The following is a 25,807-nucleotide window of genomic DNA, read 5'->3' as shown; positions in this document are numbered from 1 at the left end:
AAGCCGCAATAGGCGGTGCTCGCCCAACTAATGGGAGATGATTCTTTGCCGACGACACGTCGCAGCGCCATGGAAGGCCGACGTGCCGTCGGCAGAGAGTTGAGATGGTAAGGGTTAAGGGCGATGCGGGGGCAGAACGGTATCCCCTTAAAAGATCCATCGACTCTGGTTATGGCACCGTGACGGTTGCGCTTGAACCTGTGGATTCAGGCTGACGCTTCGGTTCAGTCTCCTCAAGATCTTCCAAAGCATCTTCTGCGTCGAGGTCGGTGGATTCTGCATCAAGCAGCAGACCTTTCGGCTGGCGACCAGCACGGCGGCACCATTCCTCATAGTTAATGACTTCGAAGCTACGATCAAGGTGCTCCACCACGGCGGTCATGGACTCCACCCAGTCCCCCGAGTTGAGATAGTGGACGTCGCCCACTTGTTTGTCTGCGGGGGTGTGGATGTGGCCACAGATGATGCCATCGCATTTTTTGGAGTGCGCGAGATTTTGCAACTGTTCCTCGTATTTGCCGACGAAGCTGACCGCGCCTTTGACTTTGGCCTTCACCCATTTGGCAAATGAGAAGGGGGCCTTGCCGCGCCAGGAACGGTAGGCGTTGTAAATGCGGTTGAGCTTGAGAAGCGAGTTGTAGCCGATGGCCCCAAGTTCAGCCATCCATTTGTGGTTGGTGGTGACGTGGTCGAATCCATCGCCGTGAACCACGAGGTAGTTGCCGTGTGGAGATTGGTGAATGTGTTCGTCGGTGATTTTGAGATTGTCGAGGCTGAGGGGGAGGAAGCGTTCGAGCACATCGTCGTGGTTGCCGCGTAGATAAATGACTTCGGTGCCTTCTTTTTCCATTTTGCGCAGCACGGTGCGGACGAAATGGGTGTGATCTTTGGTCCATTTGCCATCTCGTTTCAGCGCCCATGCGTCAATGATGTCGCCGTTGAGAACGAGTTTTTCGCAACTGGAATTGCGGATGAAGTGGCTGGCCTGGGAGGCTTTGCATTCAGGCACGCCGAGGTGGACGTCAGAAATGAAAATGGTTTTGAATCGGAGTTTGCGTTTCATGACGTGGTGGGGCGGGTGTGGTTGTCGGACGTGGTTGAGTCGGAAGGGCGGGCGTTGGAAAGTTCTTGCTCAAATTGCGCAATGATGGCGTCCCAAGAGAGACGTTTGCTGGTGTCGGCAGCCGCAATCCGCACGGCGGAATCGTTCCAGTGCGTCAGGGCGGTGGTGACACGCTCAAGGTAGACAGTTTCGTCTTCGTAGGGGGCGGTGAAGCCGTTTTCACCGTTGCGGATGAACTGCCGTGCAGCGGCGTAGTCGTAGGTGACGGTGACGAGGCCGCTGGTGAGCGCTTCGGTGATGACATTTCCAAAGGTTTCGGTGATGCTGGGGAAGATGAAGAGATCCGCGCTGGCGTAGTGCCTGGCGAGGTCTTCACCCGTGCGGGCTCCGGCGTGGATGAAGTCCGGATGCTCTTCCTGAAGGGCGGCTGAGAGAGGACCATCACCGACAAAAACGCAGCGAGCGCCAGGTTGTTGGGAGACAATCTGACGAAAGGCTTTCACAACGAGGGGGAGGTTTTTCTCGGCCGCGATTCGACCGACGAACAGCGCCACAGGGGTGGAGTCATCGGCACCCCAGGACTGACGCAGAGTCGTGTCGCGACGCTGGGGATTGAAGAGCAGGGTGTCCACGCCGCGACCGAGCACACCGACGTTTTCGATGCCCAAGGCACGCAATTGTTCGGCGGTGCTTTCGGAGGGTGTCAGCGTCCGGGCGGTGCGATTGTGCAGGTAACGCAAATACCATTCGGCTCCGTTTTTCAACACAGGCAGCCGGTAATCCTGGGAGTAGGTGTGGAAATTGGTGTGGAATCCAGAGACGACGGGAACACCCGCTCGACCGGCAGCGCGAACAGCGTTGAGTCCCATGAGGCTTTCAACGGCGACATACATCGCATCGGGCCTTTTGATCTCGATGAGCTCTTCGAACTGGCGGCGGGACGCCACGCCCATGCGAATTCCCTGGTAACCGGGGATGGGCAGGGCCGGCATGGCGAGCACTTCGACTCCTTTGCGGGAATTCGCCTCGCGTGCCTCCTCCGTCGTCGTGACGACCGTGACGCGATGGCCCCGGGCGGAAAGGCCGTGCGCCCACATTTGCAGGGTTCTTGCCACGCCGTTGATATCCGGCGGGAAGGTGTCTGTTACGATCATGACGTTCATCAAACGTGGGGCGAAACTATAGAACGGTTAAGTATGGCTAAACGAAAGCGCTCAGCCGTGACAATCTCGTCACAGGGTAACATAATTTGAACGCGAAGGAAGACTATCTCTCCACGCGGGTTTCTGTTGCTGGGAATGGGGAGTGTTTCGCTCAGGAAGCGAAGGTCGCTGCAGCTGCCGGAAGCTGGCGCTGGATGTCTTCGATGCGGTAGCCGAATCCGTTGCCTCCCAGAGTGGAGATGTCGACCATCCCGTGGCGACGTTGGTAGATGTGTGGATGCACGGCTTGCTCGGGAAGGGAGGCATCCGGGTAGAATTGCATGGCGTTGCACTCGACCCCCTGGATGGTGCCTGCGTGCGAGGCCAAGCGCACATGGGGGAGCATGGCGAGCATCGGATTGGTGAGGTCTTGCACCATGAGAGGCATGCCGTGCGCTTTCGCCCAGCAGAGGCTGAGGAGCGCACCGGTTTGCGTTTTGCAGGTCTTCAGGGCAACGCCCGACCAGCCGAGACTGCGACCGAGTTTGACGAACTCCCAATCGTGCGCGCTTTCGTCGAGGAATAACGGCTTGCGGGCGGAGACGCTGCGCACATCCAGCATGTCGTGCTCAAGTTCGTAGGCGAAGGGCTGCTCGACGTAGAGGGTGCGGGCGTAAATCTCGGGCTCGTCGCGCAGCAGTTTGTCGAGGATGTCATTCACATAAGCGGGATCGCGCACGGTGCAGTTGAAATCGGCGCTCAACCATCGCACTCCCATTGGGAAACCGAGTGCGGCGATGCGGCGCATTCTTTCGTAGTCCCATTGCGCATCCGTGCCGCGCAATTTGACCTTGAGACAGCGCAATCCGTCCTTTTGGATCCAGTCTCCGAGGAGCACGGGATGGCCGTCGTTGGGTTCGGTCCCGTTGAGGTCTTCAGCCGTTAAGGCGTCGAGTCCGCCGACGAGATGCCACACGGGCATGGATCTTACCCCGGGCCGGATGAGGAAATCGGCAACGTGTCGATCCTTGAAACTGATGGAAGAACCGCTCTCTGGTTCGAGAAAATGGGATAGGTCGCGTGAAAAAAATTCTTTGTCGTAAAGATCGTAAATGTCGCGTTGGTGAAGCTGCCCGTAGGCATCATGCAAAGCGATATCAAAGGCGCTTAAGCAAACGAGCGCGGCGAGGTAAGGCATTGGTTCGCTGTCTTCGAGTTGATTCGCAATGGCGACCTCGTTCATTAGCACGTGTTTTTGAAAATCGTGACTGATCTCCAGCGGGTGACCACTTGCTCCAAAAGCCACCAACTTTTCTGCCAGTTGCACCGCGAACGCCTCCATGCGGCGGGCGCGATCGGCCACCGAGAGGGATGCAGGCCAGACCCATGAAACACTCAGGGGTGTTTCGCCCCATCCGATGGCGCGTCGACCGGCCTTGTCAGCGACCTCAACCGAAGTGCGCAGGCAGACCACCCGGGTGGTGGTTTCGGGCCCGAATTTCAGCGGCACTCGTAACTCGACAGGTAAAAGAAAAACTTGCGAAGAAACTATCTGGACATCGGTGGAAAGTGAGCCGGGCATACGGAAGAGGTTGGGGTAAAACGGTTTGGCACTACTCAAGCGCAGCCCAGCACATGCACCAGTAAAAAAATCTACGACCAGTTTTATGCAGCAATTCGTAAACTCATCAGAGAGAGGGTTTTGCCAAATCATTATTTTGGTAATGCAAACCCCTATTTCTGATCGGGGGACGCAATGTGAACATCGGAATTTACAATTGTTCGAACCCTTTGTTATCTGAATTCATCATGTTATCGAACGGAAATCATTTTTGGCTCAACGGGCGGCTCAGACGCTCGGGTGAGGCCGTGATTTCACCGTATGATCGAGGATTGCAAGTGGGGCATGGGGCCTTCGAAACCATGCATGTCCATGAGGGAAAAGTATTTGCCGTCACGCGGCACTGGCAGCGACTTTGTCAGTCCTGCAAGGTGCTTGGCATCAAGGCTCCGGAATTGACGGTTTTTTCAGATGCGGTGGAGGAAACGGTGGCCGCAAACGGAATTGATCCCGCACGGGTGCGGTTCACGATTACTCGTGACAATGGTGAGGGCGAGGGTTCGCCAACCATGGTGGTCACCGTTTCCCAATCACTAACTCATCGTCCGGCGGCGCGGGTTGCCACCGTGCCCTGGCCCCGCAACGAACAAAGCCCGCTTTGCGGCGTGAAGTGCCTTTCATATGCGGACAATGTGCTGGCCTCTGAGCACGCTTCCAAGTTAGACGCAGATGAGGCGGTGTTTGGGAATACTCGTGGAGAATTGTGTGAAGGAGCCACGTCCAATATTTTTCTCGTGCAGCCAGATGTGGATGGAATTGCCACGCCACCGCTGAATGCAGGATGTCTTCCCGGTGTGATCCGGGGGTTGGTGATCGAGCTTGCCGAAGCGGATGGCATTCAAGTCGCCCAACGCGCCTTGGCGCTGTCAACATTGTCTCAGGCTAGGGAGGCGTTCCTTACTTCTTCCACCCGATATGTCCAGGCCGTCTCGCATGTGGATGGCCAAGCTCTTTTCCAATCGCCCGGTGGTTATACCCGCCGGCTGGCCGAACTGCTCAAAAGTCTGATGGCAGAAAATCCCGACCCCTGAAGGATCCCCATTAGCGCAGTGCCATCCCTAGAGTGATTGGCCCATCCCCACGCCGTTAGAAATCCCCAATTTCCAAACAACCAAAAACAAACCAAATAAACAACCTAACAGAAAATACCCATATGGCTAAAGACCCACAAAATCGCAACATCACCCGCATCGACAATGCTGGCGGTCCGGACAAGCGCCCGGTGAAAGGTTTTGAAGTGCGCATTTATCGTCGTGGACAGCGTTTCAACCAATTTTTCTCAGACAATGCCCATGGCGGAAAGAAAAGCGCCCTTGAACAGGCGCGTGCCGTGCGTGACAAGATGGAAAAAAAACTCAAGCCCTACACCCGCCGTGAGTTGGCAGAAAAAATTTCCGCCCGAAACACGTCCGGCCAGCGCGGCGTTCGTTTGCGCAAAACCATTGTCAGCAAGGCCGACAAAAAATATGTCTATGAACACGTTGAAGCTTCCTGGAGCCCTGAGCCCGGTAGAGTGGTGAAAAAATCCTTTTCGGTCGAGAAACTCGGCTTGGACAAAGCCTGGGAGATGGCCATCGACTGCCGCAGAAAGGCAGTGACCAAGATCAAAGGTTGATCCGTTGCTGGACTGGACGGCTGAGTAAAGGAAGCGCACTACAGAATCTGAAATGGGCCGGCAATGTTGGACCATTTCAGTATTCTCAGCCCATTTGGGTGGCCGAGAAAACCTCCGTCGGACCCCTGGTTGAGTAGCGCACTGCAGAAGACTTGTTGCCGCAGAATTTCCCACTCGACAAGCGGCGGGCTGACATTCACAATTCCCGTCCATGAAAATCGCATTTGTCACCCTCATTTCCCTGTTCGCAGCGGCTTCGGTATCGGCCGAGGACGGCTGGATTCCCCTCTTCAATGGCAAAGACCTCAGCGGTTGGAAAGACAACATCGCGACCGAGGAAAAGCCTGAGGAAAAAGCCAATTCCTTCGTTGTGGAAGATGGCGCGATCAAGGTTCAGGGCGGACGTGCGCATTTGTTTTATGTCGGTGAAGACGGCAAGGCCAGCTTCAAGAATTTTGAGTTCAAGGCCAAGGTGAAATTGGGGTCGACAGAAGCGGGTTCCAACTCCGGGATCTACATCCACACGCAGATGGAAGACAAGGGCTGGCCGAGCAAAGGTTATGAATGCCAGGTTAACTCCACTAAACACAAGGACGTGAAAAAAACGGGCGGTCTTTATGGAGTCAAAGATGTGCTCAACACCTCTCCTGCAGCTGACGATGAGTGGTTCGACTATGAAATCAAAGTCGAAGGCAAACGCATCGTCATCAAGATCAATGGCGAAGTGACCACCGATTTCACCGAGCCTGATGACTGGGATCCCAGCAAAGCTTTGAAGAACATGGACGGTCGCAAACTGACCGCCGGGACCATTGCACTTCAGGGGCATGATCCGATCAGCCGTGTCTATTACAAGGACCTGTATCTCAAACCACTTCCATAATCCGTCGATCACACGTATCGATTTGAAGGGCAGGCATTGAATGGCCTGCCCTTCTTTTTTCAATTCCTTGTGGCTCGTTCGCTGCAAACAACTTTTCCCATCATGGCCGACGCTGAACCTGAATCTGAACCTGAACCGGGCATCCTGGATGTGCGCACTTATTTTGTGCGTGGTCGCAACGCCCTGCTGGCCCGTGCGGATTTCGAGCCGTTGTATATCGACTATTACCTGCATCTGGCTGATCACGGACTGCGCTACGCTCCACAAGCGGATCTGATGCTGAAGGAGGCGCTGGCTGCCCTTACCTTGCATCTGGCATCGCGACCCCAGGATGAAGGGGCAGGCTGGACGATGAATTTTAATGAACCGCACATGAACTTGTTCGTCACCGGGTGCACGCGTCCGCCGCATGTGACGGGAAGGGTTTTTACGGAAGATGTGCGGGCGTTTGAAAAGAGCCTGATCATCGCGCAGAGGATTCGCAACGGGCAGAACACCGGGCAAAGCATGGTGGAGTTCACCGGATCGGACATTTTCGCGGCCGTGGAGCAGTTTTATGAACAGAGCGAACAGCGGCTGGCCCGGTTGTTCCGATATGATCATGAGGACTTGGTAATGGTCACCGCGCAGCCGGATTGTGATGAAGACTGGCTGCGGTCATTGACCGAGGAGGACATCCGCACGATTGATCAGAAGGAGACGCTCAGCTTGTTGGAGGAGCGTCAGTATGTGTGGAAATGTGGGTGTTCGATCGAGCGGCTGTATCCCTTGCTGGCACGGCTGGGTGACAACGATTTGAATGATGCTTTTGGAGGGGATGAGATCATCACGCTGACCTGCCCACGATGCGGGGCCAGGTATCGGGCCTCCAAGGAACAATTTGAAGCGTGGCAGGCGACGCATTGAACTGATCGCCATCCAACGTGGTCGAATGTCGCTCAGCAAGAACCTGCTGTGCACGCATGGAACACACGTTGGAAACCAATTTTGAACTGTCTTTGCCGCCCGAAGCGGTCTTTGATTTCTTCTCTGATGCATCCAATCTCCAGCGCATCACGCCGCCGGAACTGGAGATCAAGATTTTGACTCCCGAGCCCATCCTGATGCAGCGGGACACAGTGATTGAATATCGGCTAAAGCTGCTGGGGGTGCCATACGGCTGGACTACGCATATTTCGGGATGGCAGCCGCCAATTTGTTTTGTGGACGAGCAGACACGGGGACCATTCAAAAAATGGGTGCATCTTCATGCGTTTGAACCTACGGAAAAAGGAACCCGGGTGCGTGATGTGGTGACGTATCGGCTGCGCTTTCCGCCATTTGGCCAAATGGTGCAGCCGCTGGTGCACGCTCATTTGAAGCGGATCTTCGCCTATCGGCAAAAGGCGATAGTGGCGGAGCTGGCGAAGGCGGACTAATTTTTTTGGCGATCCGTCGGGGCAGGAAGTTTACGGGCTTACCGTTCGGACCTGGCCATCTCGCAGCAGCAAGGAATCGCCGTAGTCCATCGCACGAACCACCGGTCCGTCATCACCCGCCTTGTCCTTCAGCACGTCGGCGGCCGCCCGCGTGCTGAACGCCACGCGCGGTGCGGGCTGCAATCCTTTCGAGAGTTTGATGCTAAAATTGTCCCAGTGAACCGGAACGACCATCTCGGGCTTCGTTACGCCAACCGTTTCATGCCAGTATCGATTCTGCCTGAGGGGGGATTCTTTATCGAGAAAACCCACCCCAAGAAAAACCACGTCCGCACTGAATCCCTTCAGCTGTCCTTCCTTTGCTCCAGCCGTGGTGGTGACCACCAAATTGCCGTGTGGATGGGCAATGTGAATCACGTAGACTTTGCCGCATTTGAATCGCCAAAAGCGTGCGGGTGTCTTGAACGGCTTCTTGATGTGACCCTCGATCAAATGCTGCACCAGACCGTGCGCACCCACATGGTCAGACGGTCGGAACGTCACCACAAACTTGCCAAAACTCTTTTGCTCCCCGTCGGTCGGAACGGTGAAGAGATGTTCACCGTCCGTCTTGGACCCGGCACCAAGATGGATCTGCCGGTAAGACTCGGTCCCCATCACCAGCGCATTTGTCATTTCCGCAACCACTGGGGCATCCAAGGCGTGATCATGATGCGCATGACCTACAAGCACCGCATCGATATTCGAGATCCCCGCACGCTTCAACTCACGCGCCAGCTCCACCCTGTCTGGAGCAATCTTCCCCAACAACGTTCGCACCGGCCCGGGCCGCGAGAAAAACCCATCGACCAATAAATGGGTATCTCCATCTGAAATGAGAATCGTGGTGTTGCCAAAGAAGCTAACCTTTACTCCTTCACCCGGACTTGCCGTGAGCGGTCGCGGATAAATCTCCTTGTCCGCCAACGGATGATAAGAACTGCACGCTGACAAACCCAGCGACATCGTTACGCAGAAGAGACGGGAGAATCGTGATTTGATATGCCTCATTTCATGAATGCATAGCGCAAACACAAATTTATGACAATGCAAAAGCATGAAGCAAACCCGTCCTTTCGAACACGATCGGAGGAATTAACCCAGATATTTTCCGCCATTCAATCCCGTGATAAACAAGGATATCATGCCGAGATCGGATTCCACACTCTTTCAAACCCAAAGCCCTCAAAATCCTTCACATTCGCAGTCGCAAAGTGAGTAACGCCGTGGTGGCGAAGGGTGAGGGCTAGGCGGGCGTCGATGATGTGGCGGAATCCGGTGTTTGTCTCGGAAGTCCATTTCCAGAGCGGTTTGGCGACTTCCGATTCGTAATCGCCGAACTCCCAAATCGGATTGGCGCGTAGGGCATCACAAAAAGCTGTGGCTTCCCTGGCCGTCTTGGGCTGTTTGAAAACGGCAGGATTGCGGAGTTGCATGTAAATTTCCACTAATACGAGACCGCAGAGCAGAAATCGCTGTTTGCCCGAAGCCTCCTCCTCAAAAAACCGCAGGGCAGCTTTGTGATGCCTCGAATCGGGATTCGCCGCGTAAAGGAAGACGTTCGTGTCGGCGGAAAGAATCATGAACCAGAGCGCTGGAAGATGGCTTCGGCCTCCGATCGCAGGCTGGCGGGATCTGTCACAAAGTCACCCCCACAATCAAGAGTGGGAAAGCGCCATACGGCCTTGGGCTGCGGGTCTTCGGGGAAGCGAGTAACAAAATGCTCAGCCGCCTTGCGCATCACCTCCGAGAGCGACCAATCCTGTTGCTCAGCGATTTCTTTGAGCCGCTGGTAGAGCGGATCCGGAAACTGTATTTGAGTCCGAGTCATGATGACTTTTATACATCATGCGTCAAATGATGTCAATTCGACGCCGAATGATTGGGCCGCAGGAAGAAGCCTTCGACCGCGCTCTAAAACAACTCCGCCCTCACCCGTCCTCGCTCGCGATCAATCTGTTCGTCCGTTGCCCCGAGCTCATGCATCAAATGCGCGGTCATCGACAGCGCAATCTCGCCTTCCCCGGAGAACACGCGGATGCCCTCGTCATCTAAGGCCTTCGCTTCCTTGAGATACGTCGTGCGCAGCAAGATGCGGATGTCCGGCTTCATCTCCCGCGCCACCTGCACCACCTCATGCACCGGCAGGTTCGACGCCGCAATGATCAACCCCTGGGCGGTCTCAATCCCGGCATGATGCAAAATCTCGCGACTCGTCGCATCCCCATACACCGCATGCAACCCTTCGGCACGCAGCTTGCGCACCGTTTCGATGTTCATCTCAAGAATCACCGGCTGAATGTTGTTGTCATCAAGAATCCGGCACAGCGTCTGCCCCACCGGACCATAACCCACCACAATGGCGTGATGCTTTTCCTCATCCAACACCGGCCCACCCTCCACATCGGCCGGTGTCGCCACTTTCGCATAACCCTTCGACTGCAACCAGCGCGTCAATGGCGCGATCCCCTTGTAAAGGAGGGGATTGAGCGTGATCGAAACCACCGCAGCAAACACCATCGCGTGGATCGCTTCAGGCGGCATGATCTTCAAGGTATTCACCGCCAATGCGCCAAGGATAAATGAGAACTCACCAATCTGCGCCAAGGCCACCGAAATCGCCAATGCCGACGCGATCGGCTTCTTAAACGCCAGCACGACCAACAGGGCCGCAAGGGGCTTGCCAATGATCACAATGCCTGTCGTTGCCAGCATCAACGGCCATCCCTCCCGCAGCGCACCGGGGTCAAACTGCATGCCCACCGATACAAAAAACAGCACCGCAAACGCGTCACGCATCGGCAACGCGTCCGACGCCGCACGTGCACTGAACTCCGACTGCCCCACCACCATCCCCGCCAGGAATGCTCCCAAAGGCATCGAAGCCCCAAAAAACTTTACCGACCCCACCGCAATGCCCAGTGCCAGCGACAGCACCGCCAGCGTGAACAAATCCCGCGATCCGGTCCTCGCCACATACCCCAAAAACCACGGAATGATTTTTTGCCCGGCGACCAGGGTAAACACCACCAGCAACGTCAGCTTGATCAACGAAATCCCCAAGGTCATCCACACTCCCGCCCCGCCACCGCTCGCATTAGCCCCGGTCACAAAAATCGCAGGCAGCAACACCAGCGCCAAAATCGTAAATAGATCCTCCACGATCAACCACCCGATCGCAATGTGTCCCGTTGGCGTGTGCAACGCCCGATTGTCCGACAGCACCCGCGTCAGCACCACCGTGCTTGCCACCGAGATCGCCATTCCAAACACCATCCCTGCCGTCCACGACCATCCAAAAAAATGAGTTACTCCCGCTCCCAGCGCGGTCGCCACAGCAATCTGCACCACCGCTCCCGGGACCGCCACCCTGCGCACCGCCATCAGATCCTTCAGGTGGAAATGCAACCCCACCCCAAACATCAACAAAATCACCCCGATCTCCGCGAACTGCTCCGACAACCCCTTGTCACCCACAAACCCAGGCGTATAGGGCCCGACCACCACCCCCGCCAGCAGATAACCCACAATCGGCGAAAGCTTCAATTTCTGTGTGATGAATCCCAGAACCAACGCAGCCGTCAGCCCTCCCGTTAGTGTCAAAATCAGGTCAATGTTATGCGGCATAGGCGTGTTGATACGACGTTCGGCAAAAAGCCAGTTAACGGACACGGGCCACCAATCAACACCGACCGGTCATCCCCGCTGAACCGCACCACATGGTGCGAATAGCAATGTCCACCTCCCTACTCCCCCATCCCCCACTCAAACGCAAACAAAAATGCCTGACGCATTCGTTCATCCGTGTCACGCTAACGCAAACCATGCTTCTTCGTTTCCTGCTGTTCTCCGCCTTTACGACTTCGCTGATCGCGCAAGACCCCACGCCGTTCCCCACCACCGACAGCATCAAAGGCCTCCAGGTTCAGATGGTCGACGACGCCCTCAGCCTCGGCATCCGCCACGCTGCTCTCAACGTCAGCCTGGGCCAGATGATGGCCACTGCCGCCGATCCAAATCCGACGATCTTTCTTCACCACGGTCAGCAACACCGCATCAATACCGCCTACCTCCAGCAGCTCGACGCCCAAATTAAACCGCTCTCTGATCACCACGTCCTCGTCTACCTCATCCTCCTTGCCTACCCCACCAAGGACCCCGTTCGAGATCAACTCCTCCTTCATCCCAACGCCCGTCCCGACGGCAAATACACCATTGCCGCCTTCAACACCGTTACTCCCGAAGGTCGGGACAACTACAGCGCCCTCGCCGCCTTCCTCGCTTCCCGTTACAGTGGAGCCAATCCAACCTCCGGCCGCGTCTGGGGCTACATCATCGGCAACGAAGTCAATTCTCAGTGGATCTGGTATAACCTCGGCAAAATGCCGGTCGACCAGGCCGCCGGAAACTATCACGAAGCTGTCCGCCTCGCCCACGACGCCATCCGACCCCACTCCGCCCACGCCCGCGTCTACCTCTCCTTTGATCACCACTGGAACGCCTCCATGCCTAACATCAGCGATCAAGAATCCTACCCCGCCAAAACCTTCATCGACCATTTCGCCCGCATCGCCCGTGAATCCCCATCCGGCGACTTCGAATGGCACATCGCCCACCACCCCTATCCCGACGACCTCGGCAATCCGCGAACCTGGCTCGACAAAAATGCCTGGCCCACTGACAACTCGCCCCACATCACCTTCAAAAACCTCGGCGTCGCCACCCAATACATGACCCGCCCCGAACTGCTCTGGAACGGCAAACCCCGCCGCATCATCCTCAGCGAACAAGGCATCCACTGCCTCGCCACCCCCGATGGCGAAGACCTGCAGGCCGCCGGTTTCGCCTACGCCTGGGAACAAACCACCCGCCAGCCCGGCATCGACGCCATGATCTGGCACCGCCATGTCGACCATGCCCACGAAGGCGGCCTGCGCCTCGGCCTCTGGGAAAACAAGCCCAACTCCATCGCCGATCCCCACCGACCCCGCCGCATCCACGACCTCTTCAAAAAAGCCGGCACCGATCAATGGCCCGCCACCACCCAATTTGCCCTTCCCCTCATCGGCATCCCAGGTTGGCAAGACCTCCAATAACCCACCATTTCTTCATTTCCAAAGTGGACATCCCTGCTCAATTCCGCTAGCCGTTTAGGCCTACCGTTTCCAAACTCAATTCCACCAAACCACACCACCAACATGGCAAACATTCAATTCGGATCACAAGTCTACACCTGGTTCATGCAGGGCACCGGCAAAGGCTACGACAACAAGCTCGATCACATGATCAAAATCGCCGCCCAGGCAGGTTTCACCGGCATCGAACCGATGGTGCTCGAGATTTCCGAAAGCGCCCTCGGCTGCGGCAAATACTGGCTCGGCGATTTCTGCGACCCCAAACGCCTCAAAGACGCGCTCGACGAACACAACATCAAACTCGCCGGACTTGCCCTCGTCTGCGCGTTTGACGACGATCAGCTCCGCCCCGGCGAAATCGAAGCGCTCGACTTCACCATCGACCTCCTCAAACATTTCCCTGGCTCCATGCTCGGCACCGTCACCCTCCCCAGCGGTCGCACCAATGACCTGCAACGCCGTCGCCTCAACGTCGCCAAAAACATCAACGAAGTCTCCAAACGCGGCACCGATGCCGGCCTCAAGTGTTCCTACCACCCCAACAGCCCTCCGGCCTCCATCGTTCGCACCCAGGAAGACTACGACGTCGTCCTCAGCAGTCTTGATCCCAAAGTCACCGGCTGGACCCCTGACGTCGGCCACATCATTCGCGGCGGCATGGACGTCATCGCCACCCTCAACAAATGGTCGCACCTGGTGAACCACATTCACTACAAAGACTACTCCGGCAACGGTCCTGAGCCCTGGTCACAAATGGGCACCGGCAAGCTCGACTTCCACAAGATCACCGAATGGCTCGTCCAGCACAAATACGAAGGCTGGATCATCTGTGAAGACGAAGCCCACATCGCCGTCGAAGACCCCGATGGTGTCACCATCCAGAACGGTCAGTGGTGCAAGGAAAACTTGGTGCCTCTGGTCGGCTAAACTGATTTGATCACTCCATAAAAAAACGCGGCAGGGATTTACCTTGCCGCGTTTTTCTGTTTTTGGAATTCAATCAACCCACCGGAATCGCCTCGGCTTTGATGTTCTTGTGGAAATCGTTGCCTTGGACGGTCGCCGTCACATAACCCGCACGGATCACGAAATCGCCAAAATGCTCACCCTCTTCCCGTTCCTTTGCGTAACGTTGAAGAATCGGTGCCAGCAAAGCCTGGACATCATCCGCCTCCACATCCTGACGATACAGCTTGCTGAGCCTCTGCCCCGCATGACCACCGCCAAGATAGACGTTATACCGATCCGGACCGCGACCCACAAAACCAATCTCCGAGATGAACGGCCTGCCGCAACCATTTGGGCAGCCTGTCATCCGCACGGTGATCGCATCGTGACGCAATCCCACATCTTCCAGCGTCTCTTCCAATCGCGTCACTACCTCAGGCAAATACCGCTCCGCTTCAGCCAAAGCCAAAGCACAAGTTGGCAGCGCCACACAGGCAATCGATGACAAACGCAACGCACTGCGCTCATGACTGCGGTGCATCCCATACTTCTCCAAAAGTGCCTCCACTTCCGCGCGTTTCTTCGCCGAAACGTTCGCGATCACGACATTCTGGTTCGCCGTCAGACGGAAATCCCCATCATGCATCTTCGCGATCTCCCGCAATCCCGTGCGCATCGGATAACCCGGCACATCAAGCACCCGGCCGCCTTCAACAAACAGCGTGTAATGGAAATTGCCGACTTCATCCTCGACCCATCCAAACCGGTCGCCATTGTCCTTAAATTCATAAGGCCGCACCGGCTCCAGGTCATAACCCAGATACTCGTTCAACTTCGCAAGGATCCACTCCTCCCCGCGATCATTCACCGTGTATTTAAACCGCGAATGTTTACGATCCGTGCGATCCCCAAAGTCACGCTGCACCAGCACCACTTTCTCCGCGACATCGACCGCTTGTTCCACGGTGCAAAACCCAATCACATCCGCCAATCTTGGGAACGTGTCTTCGTTGCCATGCGTCGAGCCCATGCCGCCACCCACCGCCACGTTGTAACCCACCAGCTTGCCGTTTTCGACAATCGCGATGAACGACAAGCAGTTCGCAAAGATATCCACATCATTGCTCGGCGGCACTGCGATGGTGATCTTGAACTTACGAGGAAGATAAGTCTTCCCATAAATCGGCTCCTGTTCCTCTTCGCTGCTCTGGATTTTCTCCCCGTCGAGCCAGATCTCATGATAAGCCCGCGTGGCCGGAGTAAGGTGCGCTGAAATATCCTGCGCGGTCTTCAACACGTCCGCATGAACGCTAGATAGAAACGGATTCGGGTTGCACATCACGTTGCGGTTCACATCGCCGCAAGCCGCGATCGTATCCATCGCCGTATCATTGATCTCCTTGATCGTGCGCTTCAAATTGGTCTTGATGATACCGTGCAATTGAAACGCCTGACGCGTAGTCAGTTTGATCGTTCCATTCGCATACTGCTCCGCCATGCGATCCGTCTCCAGCCACTGATGAGACGTCGCCACTCCACCCGGCACCCGAATGCGCAGCATGAACGAATACGCCTTGTCCAGACGATGTTTGCGACGGTCCGCACGCAGATCGCGGTCATCTTGTTGATAACTCCCATGAAACTTGATCAACTGCTGATCATCTTCACTCAATGCACCCGTCGACAGGTCCGCCAAACCTTCTTCGATGGTTCCACGCAGATAATTCGACCGGGTTTTGATCCCTTCATTGGCCGACAATTTTTTTTCAGTCTCAGACATAACAAACAAAAAGTTGCGAGGCCACCGCCTCAGTTAAAACTCAATCACTTTTCTCTCTCCCCAAATTCAATACACATCGCGCTGATAACGCTTTGTCTTCTTCAATTCCTCAAGATACGCCTCAGCCGCTTCACGGGACTTGCCGCCTTGTTTTTCGACAACCGTCAACAGAGCCTCGTTCACATCATGAGCCATGCGCGAGGCGTCACCACAAACATAAAAATGCGCCCCTTCCTGAAGCCACGCCCAAAGATCTTTGGACCGCTCCAACATGCGATGCTGCACATACACCTTCTCAGGTTGATCCCGTGAAAATGCCACATCCAGCTTGTTGAGCGCGCCACTCTTCAAATGGTCCTGCCACTCCATCTGGTAAAGGAAATCATACGTGTAACGCTGATCCCCAAAAAACAGCCAGGACTTGCCTTGGTGACCCAGTTCCCCGCGATGTTCTGTAAACGCCCTGAACGGTGCCACGCCGGTCCCGGGTCCAACCATGATGATCGGGGTATCTCCCGAAGCGGGCAGCCTGAAGTTCTTGTTTTCGTGCGTGTAAACGCCCACCCGATCTCCCTGTTTCACCAAGTCGGCCAGATAAGTCGAAGCCACCCCTTTGCGCGGCAACCCGTGAGCCTGATAGCGCACCGACGCCACCGTCAGATGCACTTCATCCGGATGAGCCAGCAAGCTTGAAGCAATCGAATACAAACGTGGCGGCAGCTTGCGCAACAACGTCACCAAGTCTTGTGCAGTGATGCCTTTCTTGGGAGCAAAATCAATCAGCGCATCGACAATCCAGCGACCCCACAAATAATCTCGCAGCTTGTCCTTCGCGTCATCCGCCAACAGCGCCGCCAGCTTTTTCGACTTGGTCAACTCCTGCAACTTCGTCAGCACCGGACGCGACAACGCCGTCACATCCAGATCTTCGCGAAGGGCATCCGTCAGCGTCTTGCTGCCGACGTCCTTGATCTCCACCGTCTCAGCCCCATTCAGCTTCGCCGCTTTCAACAAGGCTTCCACCACATCAGGCGCGTTCTGCGGAACTACTCCCAGCGCATCTCCGGGCTCATAACTCAAGCCCGAACCTTGCAAAGACAACTCATAATGCCAGGTTTCCTTTGTCGTGCCCGTGCCGTTCAACAAGACCCGCTCCGTCAGTTCGGCATTAAAAGGATTCTTTTTGCCATATGCCGCCGCCGATGCCAGCGGTGCAAATCCAAAGACACCCGAACCCTCAGACGCTGGCACAGCCGACTTCGCAGGTCCAAATGCCGACAACGCGCCATCCAACCAGGTGCGATGCGCTTCTTCGTAATCCACGTCGCAATCCTGACGCGCAAAAACCCGTTCCGCGCCCAGCGCCTCAAGCCGCAAATCAAAATCCTTGCCCGTCTGGCAAAATTTCTCATACGAAGTGTCGCCCAACGCGCACACCGAATATTTTACCTTCGACAAGTCTTGCGACGCGTTCAAAAACTCCTTGTGAAACGATGTCGCACTCTCCGGTGGATCGCCATCACCCCACGTGCTCACAATCACCAACAGATGATCAAATTTCGCCAAATCCGTTGGCGTCAGATCCGACACGTTTTTCACCGCCGCCTGAAACCCACGCTTTTTTGCCTCTTTGGCCGAAAGATCCGCGAGCTTTTCTGAATTGCCCGACTCCGTCCCATAAATGATGGTCAGCTTGGTCGCCGCACCTGCCGCAGCGGGAGTTGCCACCTGCATTCCCGAAGCTTCACCTGCCGACAAATAACCCGCCAGCCAAAACCGCTGAGCCGGTGAAAAACTGGCCAACAGTTGTTCCAGCGTGAGACGCTGTTCCGGTGAGAAAGGGGAGTGATCGGGAAGCATTGAAAAGAAAAAACAGGTGAGCCCAGTAAATCCCCCAATCCGCGAGCAGGCACAAACAGGGGAGTGTCAGCATAACCGCAAAATCGAAGGGCGCAAGAAAATACTGATAATTCCCGATAGGAAAAGTAGACTTTAATTTTGTGAGTGTTATCGGAGCTACCGAAAGATTGTTTCACCGCCTCAACGTTCCTCTCCCATGCTCAATTCATCGCTGCGTCTCCTCCTGCTTTTTTCTGCCTTGACCATCACTGTCACCGCTCAGGAAAATCAGAATCCATCTCCCGTTCTCAGCCTGCCCGAGATGCCGGAACCCGTGCTCGGACCCGACTCCATGGTGAAGCCCGACGTGCCCAAAGGCGTTCTCACCACGTTCACCTGGGACCAATCCAAAATCTTTCCTGACACCAAACGTCAGGTCAGCGTCTACACACCCGCCAACCACGATCCCAAAAAGGAAACTGCCGTCATGGTCTTTCAAGACGGCCACAGCTACCTCAACCTCACCGGCGAATTCCGCGTCACCACGGTTCTCGACAACCTCATCCACGCCAAGGAGATCCCGCCGCTCATCGCCATCTTCATTGATCCCGGACACAAAGGCGACACCAAACCCGAATCCCCTTGGCGCAACAACAACCGCAGTTTTGAATACGACACCCTCTCCCCCGACTACGCCCAATTCCTTCTTGAAGAAATTCTCCCCGAAGTCAGCAAAACCCTCCGCCTCAAACTCACCACCGACCCTGAACAACGCGCCATCTGCGGTGCCAGTTCCGGCGGCATCTGCGCATGGACCGTCGCCTGGCAACGACCCGATGCCTTCCGCAAAGTGGTCAGCTCCATCGGTTCCTTCACCAACATTCGCGGTGGCGACGCCTACCCCGGCATGATCCGCAAAACCGAAAACAAACCCATCCGCGCCTTCTTCCAAGAAGGCATCAACGACCTCGACAACCAACACGGCTCCTGGCCGCTCGGCAACATGCAGATGCAGGCCGCCCTTAAATTCAAAAACTACGACCACCAATTTGTCTGGGGTCACGGCACCCACAACGGCAAACACGCCGGTGCCATCTTCCCCGACGCCCTCCGCTGGCTCTGGCGCGAATAAAAAAAGGGACCGCGAAGTTTCACTTCGCATCAGGATCATTTTCGTCCCACACTGCACGCATGCGGAAAAACTCCCTCCTCGCCCTCGTTCTCACTCTCCCCCTTTTCCTGCTCGCCAGCTGCGCCACGGCACCGCGCGACACGGCTTATCAAACCTCCACCATCGACGCCCTTCTCGCCGGGGTCTACGAAGGCGACCTCACCTGTCGCTCGCTGATGAAACACGGCGATCTCGGCATCGGCACCTTCGATTCCCTCGACGGCGAAATGCTCATCGTGGATGGCCGTCTTTATCAAGTCAAAGCGAATGGCAAAGTCTACACCCCATCTCCTTCATCCCTCAAAACCCCCTTTGCCACGGTCTGTCGCTTCACCCCCGAAGACCGCTTCATCATCCCCGCCGGAGCCACCTTCACCGACATCGAAAAACTCATCAACACCAAAGCCCCCAACCAAAATCTTTTCCAGGCCATCAAAATTACCGGCACCTTCAAGACCATGCACACCCGCAGCGTCCCCCGCCAAACCAAACCTTATCCTCCCCTCAATCAAGTCACCGCCAACCAGCCCGAATTCCACCTCAGCAACATCACCGGCACCATCGTCGGTTTCCGCTGCCCCGCCTTCGTCAAAGGCGTCAACGTCCCCGGCTATCACCTCCACTTCATCGACGACGCCCAAACCACCGGCGGCCACATCCTCGGTTTCGAAATGCTCGAAGGCCAAGCCCAAATCGACACCCTCCATCAGTTCACCATGCGCCTCCCCAAAAACACCAGCGCTTTCGCCAACACCGACCTTTCCAAAGATCGCAGCACCGAACTCCGCGCCGTCGAAAAAGGCACCAACTAATCCCAATTGACCCATCCCCGCCTCCGATTGACGAAATGCCACGTTCATGCTACAACAGGGTCATGAGGCAGGTGATCGCGGCACTCCTACTCCTATTTTTTGCTGTCTCCCATTCGTGCGGGGCGGGGTCCGTGAGACTGTGTTTGCTCGAAAACAGGATTCTCTTCAGCTTCGCCAGTGAGTGTGTTGCCGCAGAGAATTGCTGCGATGATTGTGATGCCGATGACCAACAGCACCCAACCACTCCATGCTGTCTGGAAGTCAAGAAACTGCCTGGCTCGAACGTCCCTGCCAGTTCTGACCGCGTTCCTGCCTTTCTTGCGGTAGAACTTGCTTGGCAAGATGTCTTGCCGCTGGTTCCCGACATTAAAAATCCTTCTGTCAGTTTGGAAATTCCAACTGAGCAACTCGCTCTGCCGCCGCCGTCTACCCGACGGGCGATTCTAGGCATTTGGACGATTTGAGCACCGGGAAGCTTACCGCTCCGGTGTGCATGGTTTTGTGACCCTGCGCACGCAATCACGCGCTTTCGACAGCGCGGTTGTTTTCAAATTTTGTCCGTCATTCATGTCATCCTCCATCGCTTTTTTGTCGCGCAATAACGCGCCTGACAAGCCTGCCCGCCGCCTGCCCGCATGGCTTCTACCCATGGCCATTCTTCTTGGTTTCGCGGTGATTTTTCTCACCTTGTTCCGAGATCGACTTCTGCCTGCTGTGGAAGCCAAAGTGGCAACCGTGCTGGCAACGTCAGATGTCGCAACCTCCGACCTTGCATCCACGCCATCCCCCCGTGAGCAGACAACGCTCCTGTTTCAGGCGAGTGGTTGGATCGAGCCTGACCCCTATGCGGTCAAGGCCTCCGCATTGATTGATGGTGTGGTCGCGACCATTCATGTTCTTGAAGGGCAATTGGTGCAGAAAGGAGATCCGATTGCCAATCTGATCGATGACGACGCGAAGCTCAAACTGGCGGCAGCAGAAGCGAAGCTTCGCATGCTAACCGCAGAAAGAACCTCCACGGTCTCTGCCGTCACGGCAGCGATCAGCAAACGGGATTCCATCAAGGCTGAAATTCTCGCCGCAGAGACGCTTGAATCTGAAGCCAAAGATCAACTCAAAAGGTTCGAGGAGCTCAAAGGAGGGGCCATCTCGGATTCGGATGTCATCACCGCCCGACTAAGGCTGCAACGAGAGCAGGCAAACCTCGCAGCCGCCAGGGCTAAACTCGAAGAGCAGCTTGCTGAAATTGCGCGGTCAGAGGCTGCCGTTGTCACCAAGGACGAGGAAATCAACTTGTCCCGTGTGTTGCTGGCTCAGGAAATATTGGCGCTGGATCGGACCCAAATTCTTGCCCCCATCACCGGCCGCATTCTTCGTCTGATGGCCGCACCTGGAGAAAAGAAAATGCTGGCCATGGATCACCCCGACAGCTCGACGCTTGCGGTGCTTTATGATCCAGCCAAGCTGCAGGTTCGGGTGGATGTTCCCCTCGCTGATGCTGCCCAACTCCAAGTCGGTCAAAGAACCAAGGTGCATTGCAGTGTGCTGCCAGATCAAGTTTTTGAAGGGGAAGTCACCCGCATCACCGGCGAAGCTGACCTGCAACGCAATACCCTGCAGGCAAAGGTGAGCATCCTGACTCCATCCGATGTGCTCCGCCCGGAGATGCTCTGCCGCGTTGAGTTTCTGGGGTCTGTGACCGATTCAACCGAGTCTCCCTCCAGCGAATCTGATTACTTGGCCCTGTGGATTCCCATCGACGCATTGAGCGACAACTCCGTTTGGATCTTCGATGCTGACAACAATCGCATCAGCAAACGAATGGTAAAACCTTCCGCCGATAAACGCGACCAATACATTCGCATTCAAGAGGGCTTGCGCCTAGGCGAACAAGTCATTCTTTCTCCTGCCAATCTTCGCGAAGGTCAGCGCATCAAACCCCAATTTATTCAGCCATGAACGATCTCATGATTTACTGCCAAGGCGTTTCCAAAAATTACCGCAAAGGCAAAACCGTCATCACCCCATTGGAAAAGCTCGATCTTGAAGTGCCGCGCGGTGAGTTTCTCGCGCTCATGGGACCCTCCGGTTCCGGGAAAACGACCCTCCTCAATCTTCTCTCGGGCATCGACTCGCCAAGTGAGGGTTCTCTTGTCATTGCAGGCGTGGAACTTGCCGGTCTCGCCCGTCGCGATCTAACCAAATGGCGGGCCAAGCATGTTGGCTACATTTTTCAGCTCTATCATCTCGTCCCGGTGCTGAGCGCTTTCGAAAACGTTGAACTGCCCCTGCTGCTTTCACCCATGTCGCGATCCGAACGACGCGAACGAGTCACCTCGGTGCTTGACTTGGTTGGCCTTGGAGACCGCATGCATCACACGCCTTCGGAGTTGTCAGGTGGACAGGAACAACGGGTTGCCATCGCCCGCGCTTTGGTGGCTGATCCTCCTCTTCTGGTCGCCGATGAACCGACGGGCGATCTTGATCGCGAATCGGCCAGCCACATCCTCAACCTGCTGCAACAGCTCTCCAAAGAGCACGGAAAAACCATCGTCATGGTCACCCATGATCCTCGCGCGGCGGAGTCGGCGTCGCGCACCTTGCACTTGGAAAAAGGGAGGCTGTTGGAAACCGTATGAATGCTTTACTCAATCTTCTCCACCTTGCCTGGAAACAGCTGACGCGGCATCGCGTCCGTTCTTTGCTCACGGTGATCGGCGTTGCTTCCGGGATGTTCTTGTTCACTGCGGTTGAAACCATGCAACGCTCGCTGTCAGTCGCCACCGAGGCCACCGCAGCCGACACCACCCTTGTTGTCTATCGTCAAAACCGCTTTTGTCCCTCCACCAGCCGTTTGCCTGAGCATTATGCCGAAGAAATCCGCCGCATTGAAGGCGTGAGAGAAGTCATCCCTGTGCAGATTGTGGTCAACAATTGCGGAGCGTCTCTCGATGTCATCACCTTTCGAGGCGTCCCGGAAGGTCTGCTCACCAAGTTTGCACCAGAAATCTCGGTCATCTCTGGAGGCTTCGACGATTGGGCCAAACGCGACGATGGCGCTTTGCTGGGCGAAGTTTTTGCCATGCGACGCGGCCTAAAACCCGGAGACCGATTCGACGCAGCAGGCGTCAAAGTTCAGGTGTCAGGAGTCATTCGATCTCCCTTCGCGCAAGACAACAATGTCGGTTACGTGAAGCTGCCATTCCTGCAACAAGCCTCCCGCGCCGGGCTGGGAATCGTCACCCAATTTAACGTTCGCGTTCACAACGCCGCCGACCTCGACCGGGTGGCCAGAGCCATTGACGAGCGCTTTCGGACGGATCAACAGCCCACCGACACCAAGCCAGAAAAAGCCTTCTTTGCCGAAACCGCGTCTGAGTTGATTGAGCTGATCGAATTCACCCGCTGGCTCGGCGTCGGTGCCGTGCTTGCCGTGGCCGCACTGGTGGCCAATGCCCTGCTCCTCATTGTTCGCGGCAGAGTCAAGGAGAACGCGGTGTTGCGCACGCTCGGCTATCCCGGAAGAGCCATTGCGGCTCTCGTCATTGGCGAAGGCGGATTCCTCGGCTTGATGGGTGGTCTTGCAGGAGTCGGATTGTCCGCTGCCTTCCTGCGCTGGCAGAGCTTTACCTTTGGCAATGAAGGCCAAACCCTGGCCATTCAACCCGATGCCACGGTCATCGCCACCGGCATCACTTTCGCCCTCATGCTTGGCATCGCGGCTTCACTTTGGCCCGCATGGCAGGCGATGTCTCAATCCATTGTCAAAAACCTCCGCAGTTAGCCATGCTTCCGTTTACCTATGCCGTGCGGAATCTGTTCCGCTCACCAAGCCGGCTCGCTCAAACCGTGGGTGGCAGTGCCCTTGTGGTTTTGCTCGTCATGGCCGCCGTCGCCATCAACGACGGCATGAAGCGCGTGCTCGCCGCCTCCGGTTCCGACAATAATGTCATTTTGGTGGGTGCTGGATCCGAGGAAAGCATTCAACGCAGTGAGGTGCCGGAAAGCAGCGCTGGCATCGCAGAAGCCGCCGTTTACGGCATTGTCGAGAAGCTTGGTGTTCGCGCCGTCTCCAGTGAGATCCACTACATGAACTATCTCGTTTTCGAAGACGGCCACAAAGCACAGGCATTGCTGAGAGGCGTTACTCCCCAGGCACTTCGAGTTCATCCCGAAGTGAGACTGGTGTCAGGTCGATTTCCTAGTCCTGGAGAGGTCATGGTGGGACGACTCGCATGGAGAAAACTGGGTGTCGCGGAGGCATCGCTCGTCCCAGGCACCAGCGTTACGCTTGATGGAGTGAAGCTGCGTGTGTCTGGTGTCTTTGCGGCTCCCGGAACCGTTTTGGAATCGGAAGTGTGGACCACTCTCGGTGATCTTCGGGTGCTCGCCAAGCGGGAGACCCTTTCTTGCGTCGCTTTGAAACTGGAGAGTGCCGAAGACTTTCCCGATGTGGAAATCTTCACCAAACAACGTCTCGATCTGGAGCTCAGCGCCCTGCGTGAAAGCGACTACTACGCCCAGTTGAACGCCTTCTTCCGGCCACTCCGGGCGATGACATGGATTACCGCAGGCTTGATTGTCATCGGCGCGATCTTCGGCGGCATCAACACCTTGTATGCGGCCTTTGCCTCGCGGGTCCGCGAACTGGCCACATTGCAATGCATTGGTTATGGTCGATTCGCGTTGCTGGTGAGTCTGATTCAAGAAAGCACCCTGGCCTGTCTGACCGGCACACTGGTGGCCTCGCTTGTGGCAATGTTCATTTTGGACGGCCAAACCATCCCATTCTCCATCGGAGCATTTACTTTGGAAATCAGTCCAAAAGTCGCCACCACCGGAATTGTCACTGGATTGCTGCTCGGAATCCTCGGCACCCTGCCGCCAGCCATTCGCTGCCTGAAACCCGCTCTTCCAGTCGCCTTGCGCGCTTCATCCATCTAGCCCTAACCCAACCAATACCAACCATGAAACCAACCCAGCTCATTACCTGCTGCCTCGTCCTCGCCACCTCTGTGCTCAGCGCCGAAGAACCCAAAAGCGAAGTCCTCAAAAAAGTGTTCGCCACCGCCCCATCAGGCAAACCCGCAGCCATTCACAAAGCCCGCACCACAGCCAAACCTGGCGAAACCATCACCCTCAAAGGCCGGGTGATGGGCAACCTCAAACCGTTCGTCGACGGTCGCAGCATTTTCATTCTCGGCGACCCCGAAACTCTCAAAGCATGCAGCGACATTCCCGGCGACGCCTGCGAAACCCCCTGGGACAATTGCTGCGACGACCCTGAAGCACTCAAACAAGGAACCGCGACAATTCAAGTGATCGACGCCAAAGGCAGAGTGCTGAAAGAAGGCATCGAGAACGTCAATGGACTGCAAAAACTGAGTTATGTCACCGTCTCTGGCACCGTGGCCCCTGGCAGTTCAGACAAACTCCTATTGCTCAATGCCGATGCCATCCAAGTGGAAGAACCGAAAAAGAAATAGGCCATTCCATCACCCCTCCAACCCCCGCTCATACACCTCATTCACCAGGTAATCCCCTCCCAGCACCTCCGCCAGCGGATCGATTTCCTTGCCGCTGAATCCGAGATGCAAATGCCTCCGCCAGCCTTCTGCATGCTCAAACTTCCCTGATCTTCTGCCAAGCTCCAGCGACGTTTCATCCATCGACAACAAATACGAATCCATCCCCTGGCTCACATCCAGCCAGTGCTTCTGACTTTCATGCGCCGCCAGCGCCTGCCGCTTCACCGCATGCACTGTTGTCGTATTCACATAAGCGCCCGCCTCCACCCGGCGACGCAATCCATCACGAAGTCCATGCGGCATCGCATGATACAAAGTCACGTCTTCAAAAAATGCTTCTCGTGGTGGATCGGTTTGAATGTTCGGACCGCCATGACCAAATGCCGCCGTCACCGCGAGCCGGCACGCCGCCATGTGGTCTTCCATGTAATCCGCAGGCGCATGCGTCAACACCACCGTCGGCTTCGCTTCGCGCACGACTGCCGCAACCTTGCGCAAAAACGGGACTGAATAAGTTAGCTCCAGATCATCACAGATCGGCGGATAAAAGGCCGCCCCCAATATCGACGCCGCCTCCATCGCCTCCGCCAGACGTTTCTTTGCCGTCGTCGGACCATCCATCTGCACCGAACCTCCATGCCCGCTGCAAAGGTTCATGTAATGCAGATCCCATCCCAGTTCTCGCAACTTCAGCATGGTGCCCGCCGCACAAAACTCAATGTCATCAGGATGGGCAAAAATGGCAAGAACAGAAGGCATAAGCGTCGATGGAGAAAGGTTGCAGAACGTCTCTATTAAACACTTCGAAGCCCT

The 25,807-nt window shown here is 56.0% G+C and carries 24 protein-coding genes; 14 read left to right on the top strand and 10 right to left on the bottom strand.

Going from position 1 to position 25,807, the window contains the following annotated elements; genetic code table 11:
* Nucleotides 1-169: 169 nt before the first annotated feature.
* The 3 genes from FEM03_RS08805 to FEM03_RS08795 form a co-directional block, all read right to left on the bottom strand.
* A complete protein-coding gene (locus FEM03_RS08805) occupies nucleotides 170-1,063 on the bottom strand; it encodes a UDP-2,3-diacylglucosamine diphosphatase (RefSeq protein ID WP_138085840.1) in 894 nt (297 codons plus the stop codon).
* Entirely contained in the window at nucleotides 1,060-2,217 is a 1,158-nt protein-coding gene (locus FEM03_RS08800) for a glycosyltransferase family 4 protein (RefSeq protein WP_206170933.1), read from the bottom strand. Before FEM03_RS08800 ends, FEM03_RS08805 begins: the two co-directional genes overlap by 4 nt.
* Before the next feature lie 160 nt (nucleotides 2,218-2,377).
* A complete protein-coding gene (locus FEM03_RS08795; protein WP_240772719.1) occupies nucleotides 2,378-3,715 on the bottom strand; it encodes an enolase C-terminal domain-like protein in 1,338 nt (445 codons plus the stop codon).
* Between the two features lie 299 nt (nucleotides 3,716-4,014).
* Here FEM03_RS08795 and FEM03_RS08790 point away from each other — a divergent pair, with 299 nt between their 5' ends.
* From FEM03_RS08790 to FEM03_RS08770, 5 genes are all read left to right on the top strand, one after another.
* Nucleotides 4,015-4,857 (top strand): aminotransferase class IV, encoded by an 843-nt coding sequence (locus tag FEM03_RS08790; RefSeq protein WP_138085837.1) that lies wholly within the window; start codon nucleotides 4,015-4,017, stop codon nucleotides 4,855-4,857.
* 122 nt (nucleotides 4,858-4,979) lie between these two features.
* Nucleotides 4,980-5,441 (top strand): hypothetical protein, encoded by a 462-nt coding sequence (locus FEM03_RS08785; protein WP_138085836.1) that lies wholly within the window; start codon nucleotides 4,980-4,982, stop codon nucleotides 5,439-5,441.
* Nucleotides 5,442-5,652: 211 nt separating this feature from the next.
* Nucleotides 5,653-6,324, top strand: a complete 672-nt coding sequence (locus FEM03_RS08780; protein ID WP_138085835.1) for a 3-keto-disaccharide hydrolase — start codon at nucleotides 5,653-5,655, stop codon at nucleotides 6,322-6,324.
* Between the two features lie 102 nt (nucleotides 6,325-6,426).
* Complete coding sequence (locus FEM03_RS08775; protein WP_138085834.1) at nucleotides 6,427-7,230, top strand: Hsp33 family molecular chaperone HslO; 804 nt, start codon at nucleotides 6,427-6,429, stop codon at nucleotides 7,228-7,230.
* A gap of 56 nt (nucleotides 7,231-7,286) precedes the next feature.
* Nucleotides 7,287-7,742, top strand: coding sequence for an SRPBCC family protein (locus FEM03_RS08770; RefSeq protein WP_138085833.1), 456 nt, complete (start codon nucleotides 7,287-7,289; stop codon nucleotides 7,740-7,742).
* Between the two features lie 30 nt (nucleotides 7,743-7,772).
* On the opposite strand, the gene FEM03_RS08765 is transcribed toward FEM03_RS08770, so the two are convergent.
* The 4 genes from FEM03_RS08765 to FEM03_RS08750 form a co-directional block, all read right to left on the bottom strand.
* A complete protein-coding gene (locus FEM03_RS08765; protein ID WP_240772732.1) occupies nucleotides 7,773-8,747 on the bottom strand; it encodes an MBL fold metallo-hydrolase in 975 nt (324 codons plus the stop codon).
* 176 nt (nucleotides 8,748-8,923) lie between these two features.
* Nucleotides 8,924-9,364 (bottom strand): TA system VapC family ribonuclease toxin, encoded by a 441-nt coding sequence (locus tag FEM03_RS08760; protein WP_138085831.1) that lies wholly within the window; start codon nucleotides 9,362-9,364, stop codon nucleotides 8,924-8,926.
* A complete protein-coding gene (locus FEM03_RS08755; protein ID WP_138085830.1) occupies nucleotides 9,361-9,612 on the bottom strand; it encodes a ribbon-helix-helix domain-containing protein in 252 nt (83 codons plus the stop codon). The genes FEM03_RS08760 and FEM03_RS08755 overlap by 4 nt, the downstream gene beginning before the upstream one ends.
* 83 nt (nucleotides 9,613-9,695) lie before the next feature.
* Nucleotides 9,696-11,408: a cation:proton antiporter gene (locus FEM03_RS08750; protein ID WP_138085829.1), complete on the bottom strand. Its 1,713-nt coding sequence runs from the start codon at nucleotides 11,406-11,408 to the stop codon at nucleotides 9,696-9,698.
* Between the two features lie 197 nt (nucleotides 11,409-11,605).
* Here FEM03_RS08750 and FEM03_RS08745 point away from each other — a divergent pair, with 197 nt between their 5' ends.
* Nucleotides 11,606-12,877, top strand: a complete 1,272-nt coding sequence (locus FEM03_RS08745; protein ID WP_138085828.1) for a DUF5722 domain-containing protein — start codon at nucleotides 11,606-11,608, stop codon at nucleotides 12,875-12,877.
* Between the two features lie 102 nt (nucleotides 12,878-12,979).
* Nucleotides 12,980-13,843, top strand: coding sequence for a sugar phosphate isomerase/epimerase family protein (locus FEM03_RS08740; protein WP_138085827.1), 864 nt, complete (start codon nucleotides 12,980-12,982; stop codon nucleotides 13,841-13,843).
* Between the two features lie 73 nt (nucleotides 13,844-13,916).
* On the opposite strand, the gene FEM03_RS08735 is transcribed toward FEM03_RS08740, so the two are convergent.
* On the bottom strand, nucleotides 13,917-15,644 hold the full coding sequence (locus FEM03_RS08735; RefSeq protein WP_138085826.1) for an NADPH-dependent assimilatory sulfite reductase hemoprotein subunit: 1,728 nt from the start codon (nucleotides 15,642-15,644) through the stop codon (nucleotides 13,917-13,919).
* Between the two features lie 66 nt (nucleotides 15,645-15,710).
* Nucleotides 15,711-17,504, bottom strand: coding sequence for an assimilatory sulfite reductase (NADPH) flavoprotein subunit (locus FEM03_RS08730; RefSeq protein WP_138085825.1), 1,794 nt, complete (start codon nucleotides 17,502-17,504; stop codon nucleotides 15,711-15,713).
* A 196-nt stretch (nucleotides 17,505-17,700) separates the two neighbouring features.
* Here FEM03_RS08730 and FEM03_RS08725 point away from each other — a divergent pair, with 196 nt between their 5' ends.
* The 7 genes from FEM03_RS08725 to FEM03_RS08695 all read left to right on the top strand — a co-directional run bounded on the left by FEM03_RS08725 (nucleotide 17,701) and on the right by FEM03_RS08695 (nucleotide 24,952).
* Complete coding sequence (locus FEM03_RS08725) at nucleotides 17,701-18,615, top strand: alpha/beta hydrolase (RefSeq protein WP_240772718.1); 915 nt, start codon at nucleotides 17,701-17,703, stop codon at nucleotides 18,613-18,615.
* 59 nt (nucleotides 18,616-18,674) lie between these two features.
* Nucleotides 18,675-19,466, top strand: coding sequence for an acetolactate decarboxylase (gene budA / locus FEM03_RS08720; protein WP_138085824.1), 792 nt, complete (start codon nucleotides 18,675-18,677; stop codon nucleotides 19,464-19,466).
* A 567-nt stretch (nucleotides 19,467-20,033) separates the two neighbouring features.
* Nucleotides 20,034-21,425 (top strand): efflux RND transporter periplasmic adaptor subunit, encoded by a 1,392-nt coding sequence (locus FEM03_RS08715; protein ID WP_138085823.1) that lies wholly within the window; start codon nucleotides 20,034-20,036, stop codon nucleotides 21,423-21,425.
* Entirely contained in the window at nucleotides 21,422-22,105 is a 684-nt protein-coding gene (locus FEM03_RS08710; RefSeq protein WP_138085822.1) for an ABC transporter ATP-binding protein, read from the top strand. The genes FEM03_RS08715 and FEM03_RS08710 overlap by 4 nt, the downstream gene beginning before the upstream one ends.
* Nucleotides 22,102-23,250 (top strand): ABC transporter permease, encoded by a 1,149-nt coding sequence (locus FEM03_RS08705; RefSeq protein WP_138085821.1) that lies wholly within the window; start codon nucleotides 22,102-22,104, stop codon nucleotides 23,248-23,250. The genes FEM03_RS08710 and FEM03_RS08705 overlap by 4 nt, the downstream gene beginning before the upstream one ends.
* Nucleotides 23,251-23,252: 2 nt before the next feature.
* On the top strand, nucleotides 23,253-24,410 hold the full coding sequence (locus tag FEM03_RS08700) for an ABC transporter permease (protein WP_138085820.1): 1,158 nt from the start codon (nucleotides 23,253-23,255) through the stop codon (nucleotides 24,408-24,410).
* Between the two features lie 23 nt (nucleotides 24,411-24,433).
* Entirely contained in the window at nucleotides 24,434-24,952 is a 519-nt protein-coding gene (locus FEM03_RS08695) for a hypothetical protein (protein WP_138085819.1), read from the top strand.
* 9 nt (nucleotides 24,953-24,961) lie between these two features.
* On the opposite strand, the gene FEM03_RS08690 is transcribed toward FEM03_RS08695, so the two are convergent.
* Nucleotides 24,962-25,753, bottom strand: a complete 792-nt coding sequence (locus FEM03_RS08690; RefSeq protein ID WP_138085818.1) for a PIG-L deacetylase family protein — start codon at nucleotides 25,751-25,753, stop codon at nucleotides 24,962-24,964.
* Nucleotides 25,754-25,807 lie beyond the last annotated feature (54 nt).

Origin of the sequence: Phragmitibacter flavus, assembly GCF_005780165.1 — a bacterium.
GTDB lineage: Bacteria > Verrucomicrobiota > Verrucomicrobiia > Verrucomicrobiales > Verrucomicrobiaceae > Phragmitibacter > Phragmitibacter flavus.
This window is presented reverse-complemented; position numbering and strand designations above follow the sequence as displayed.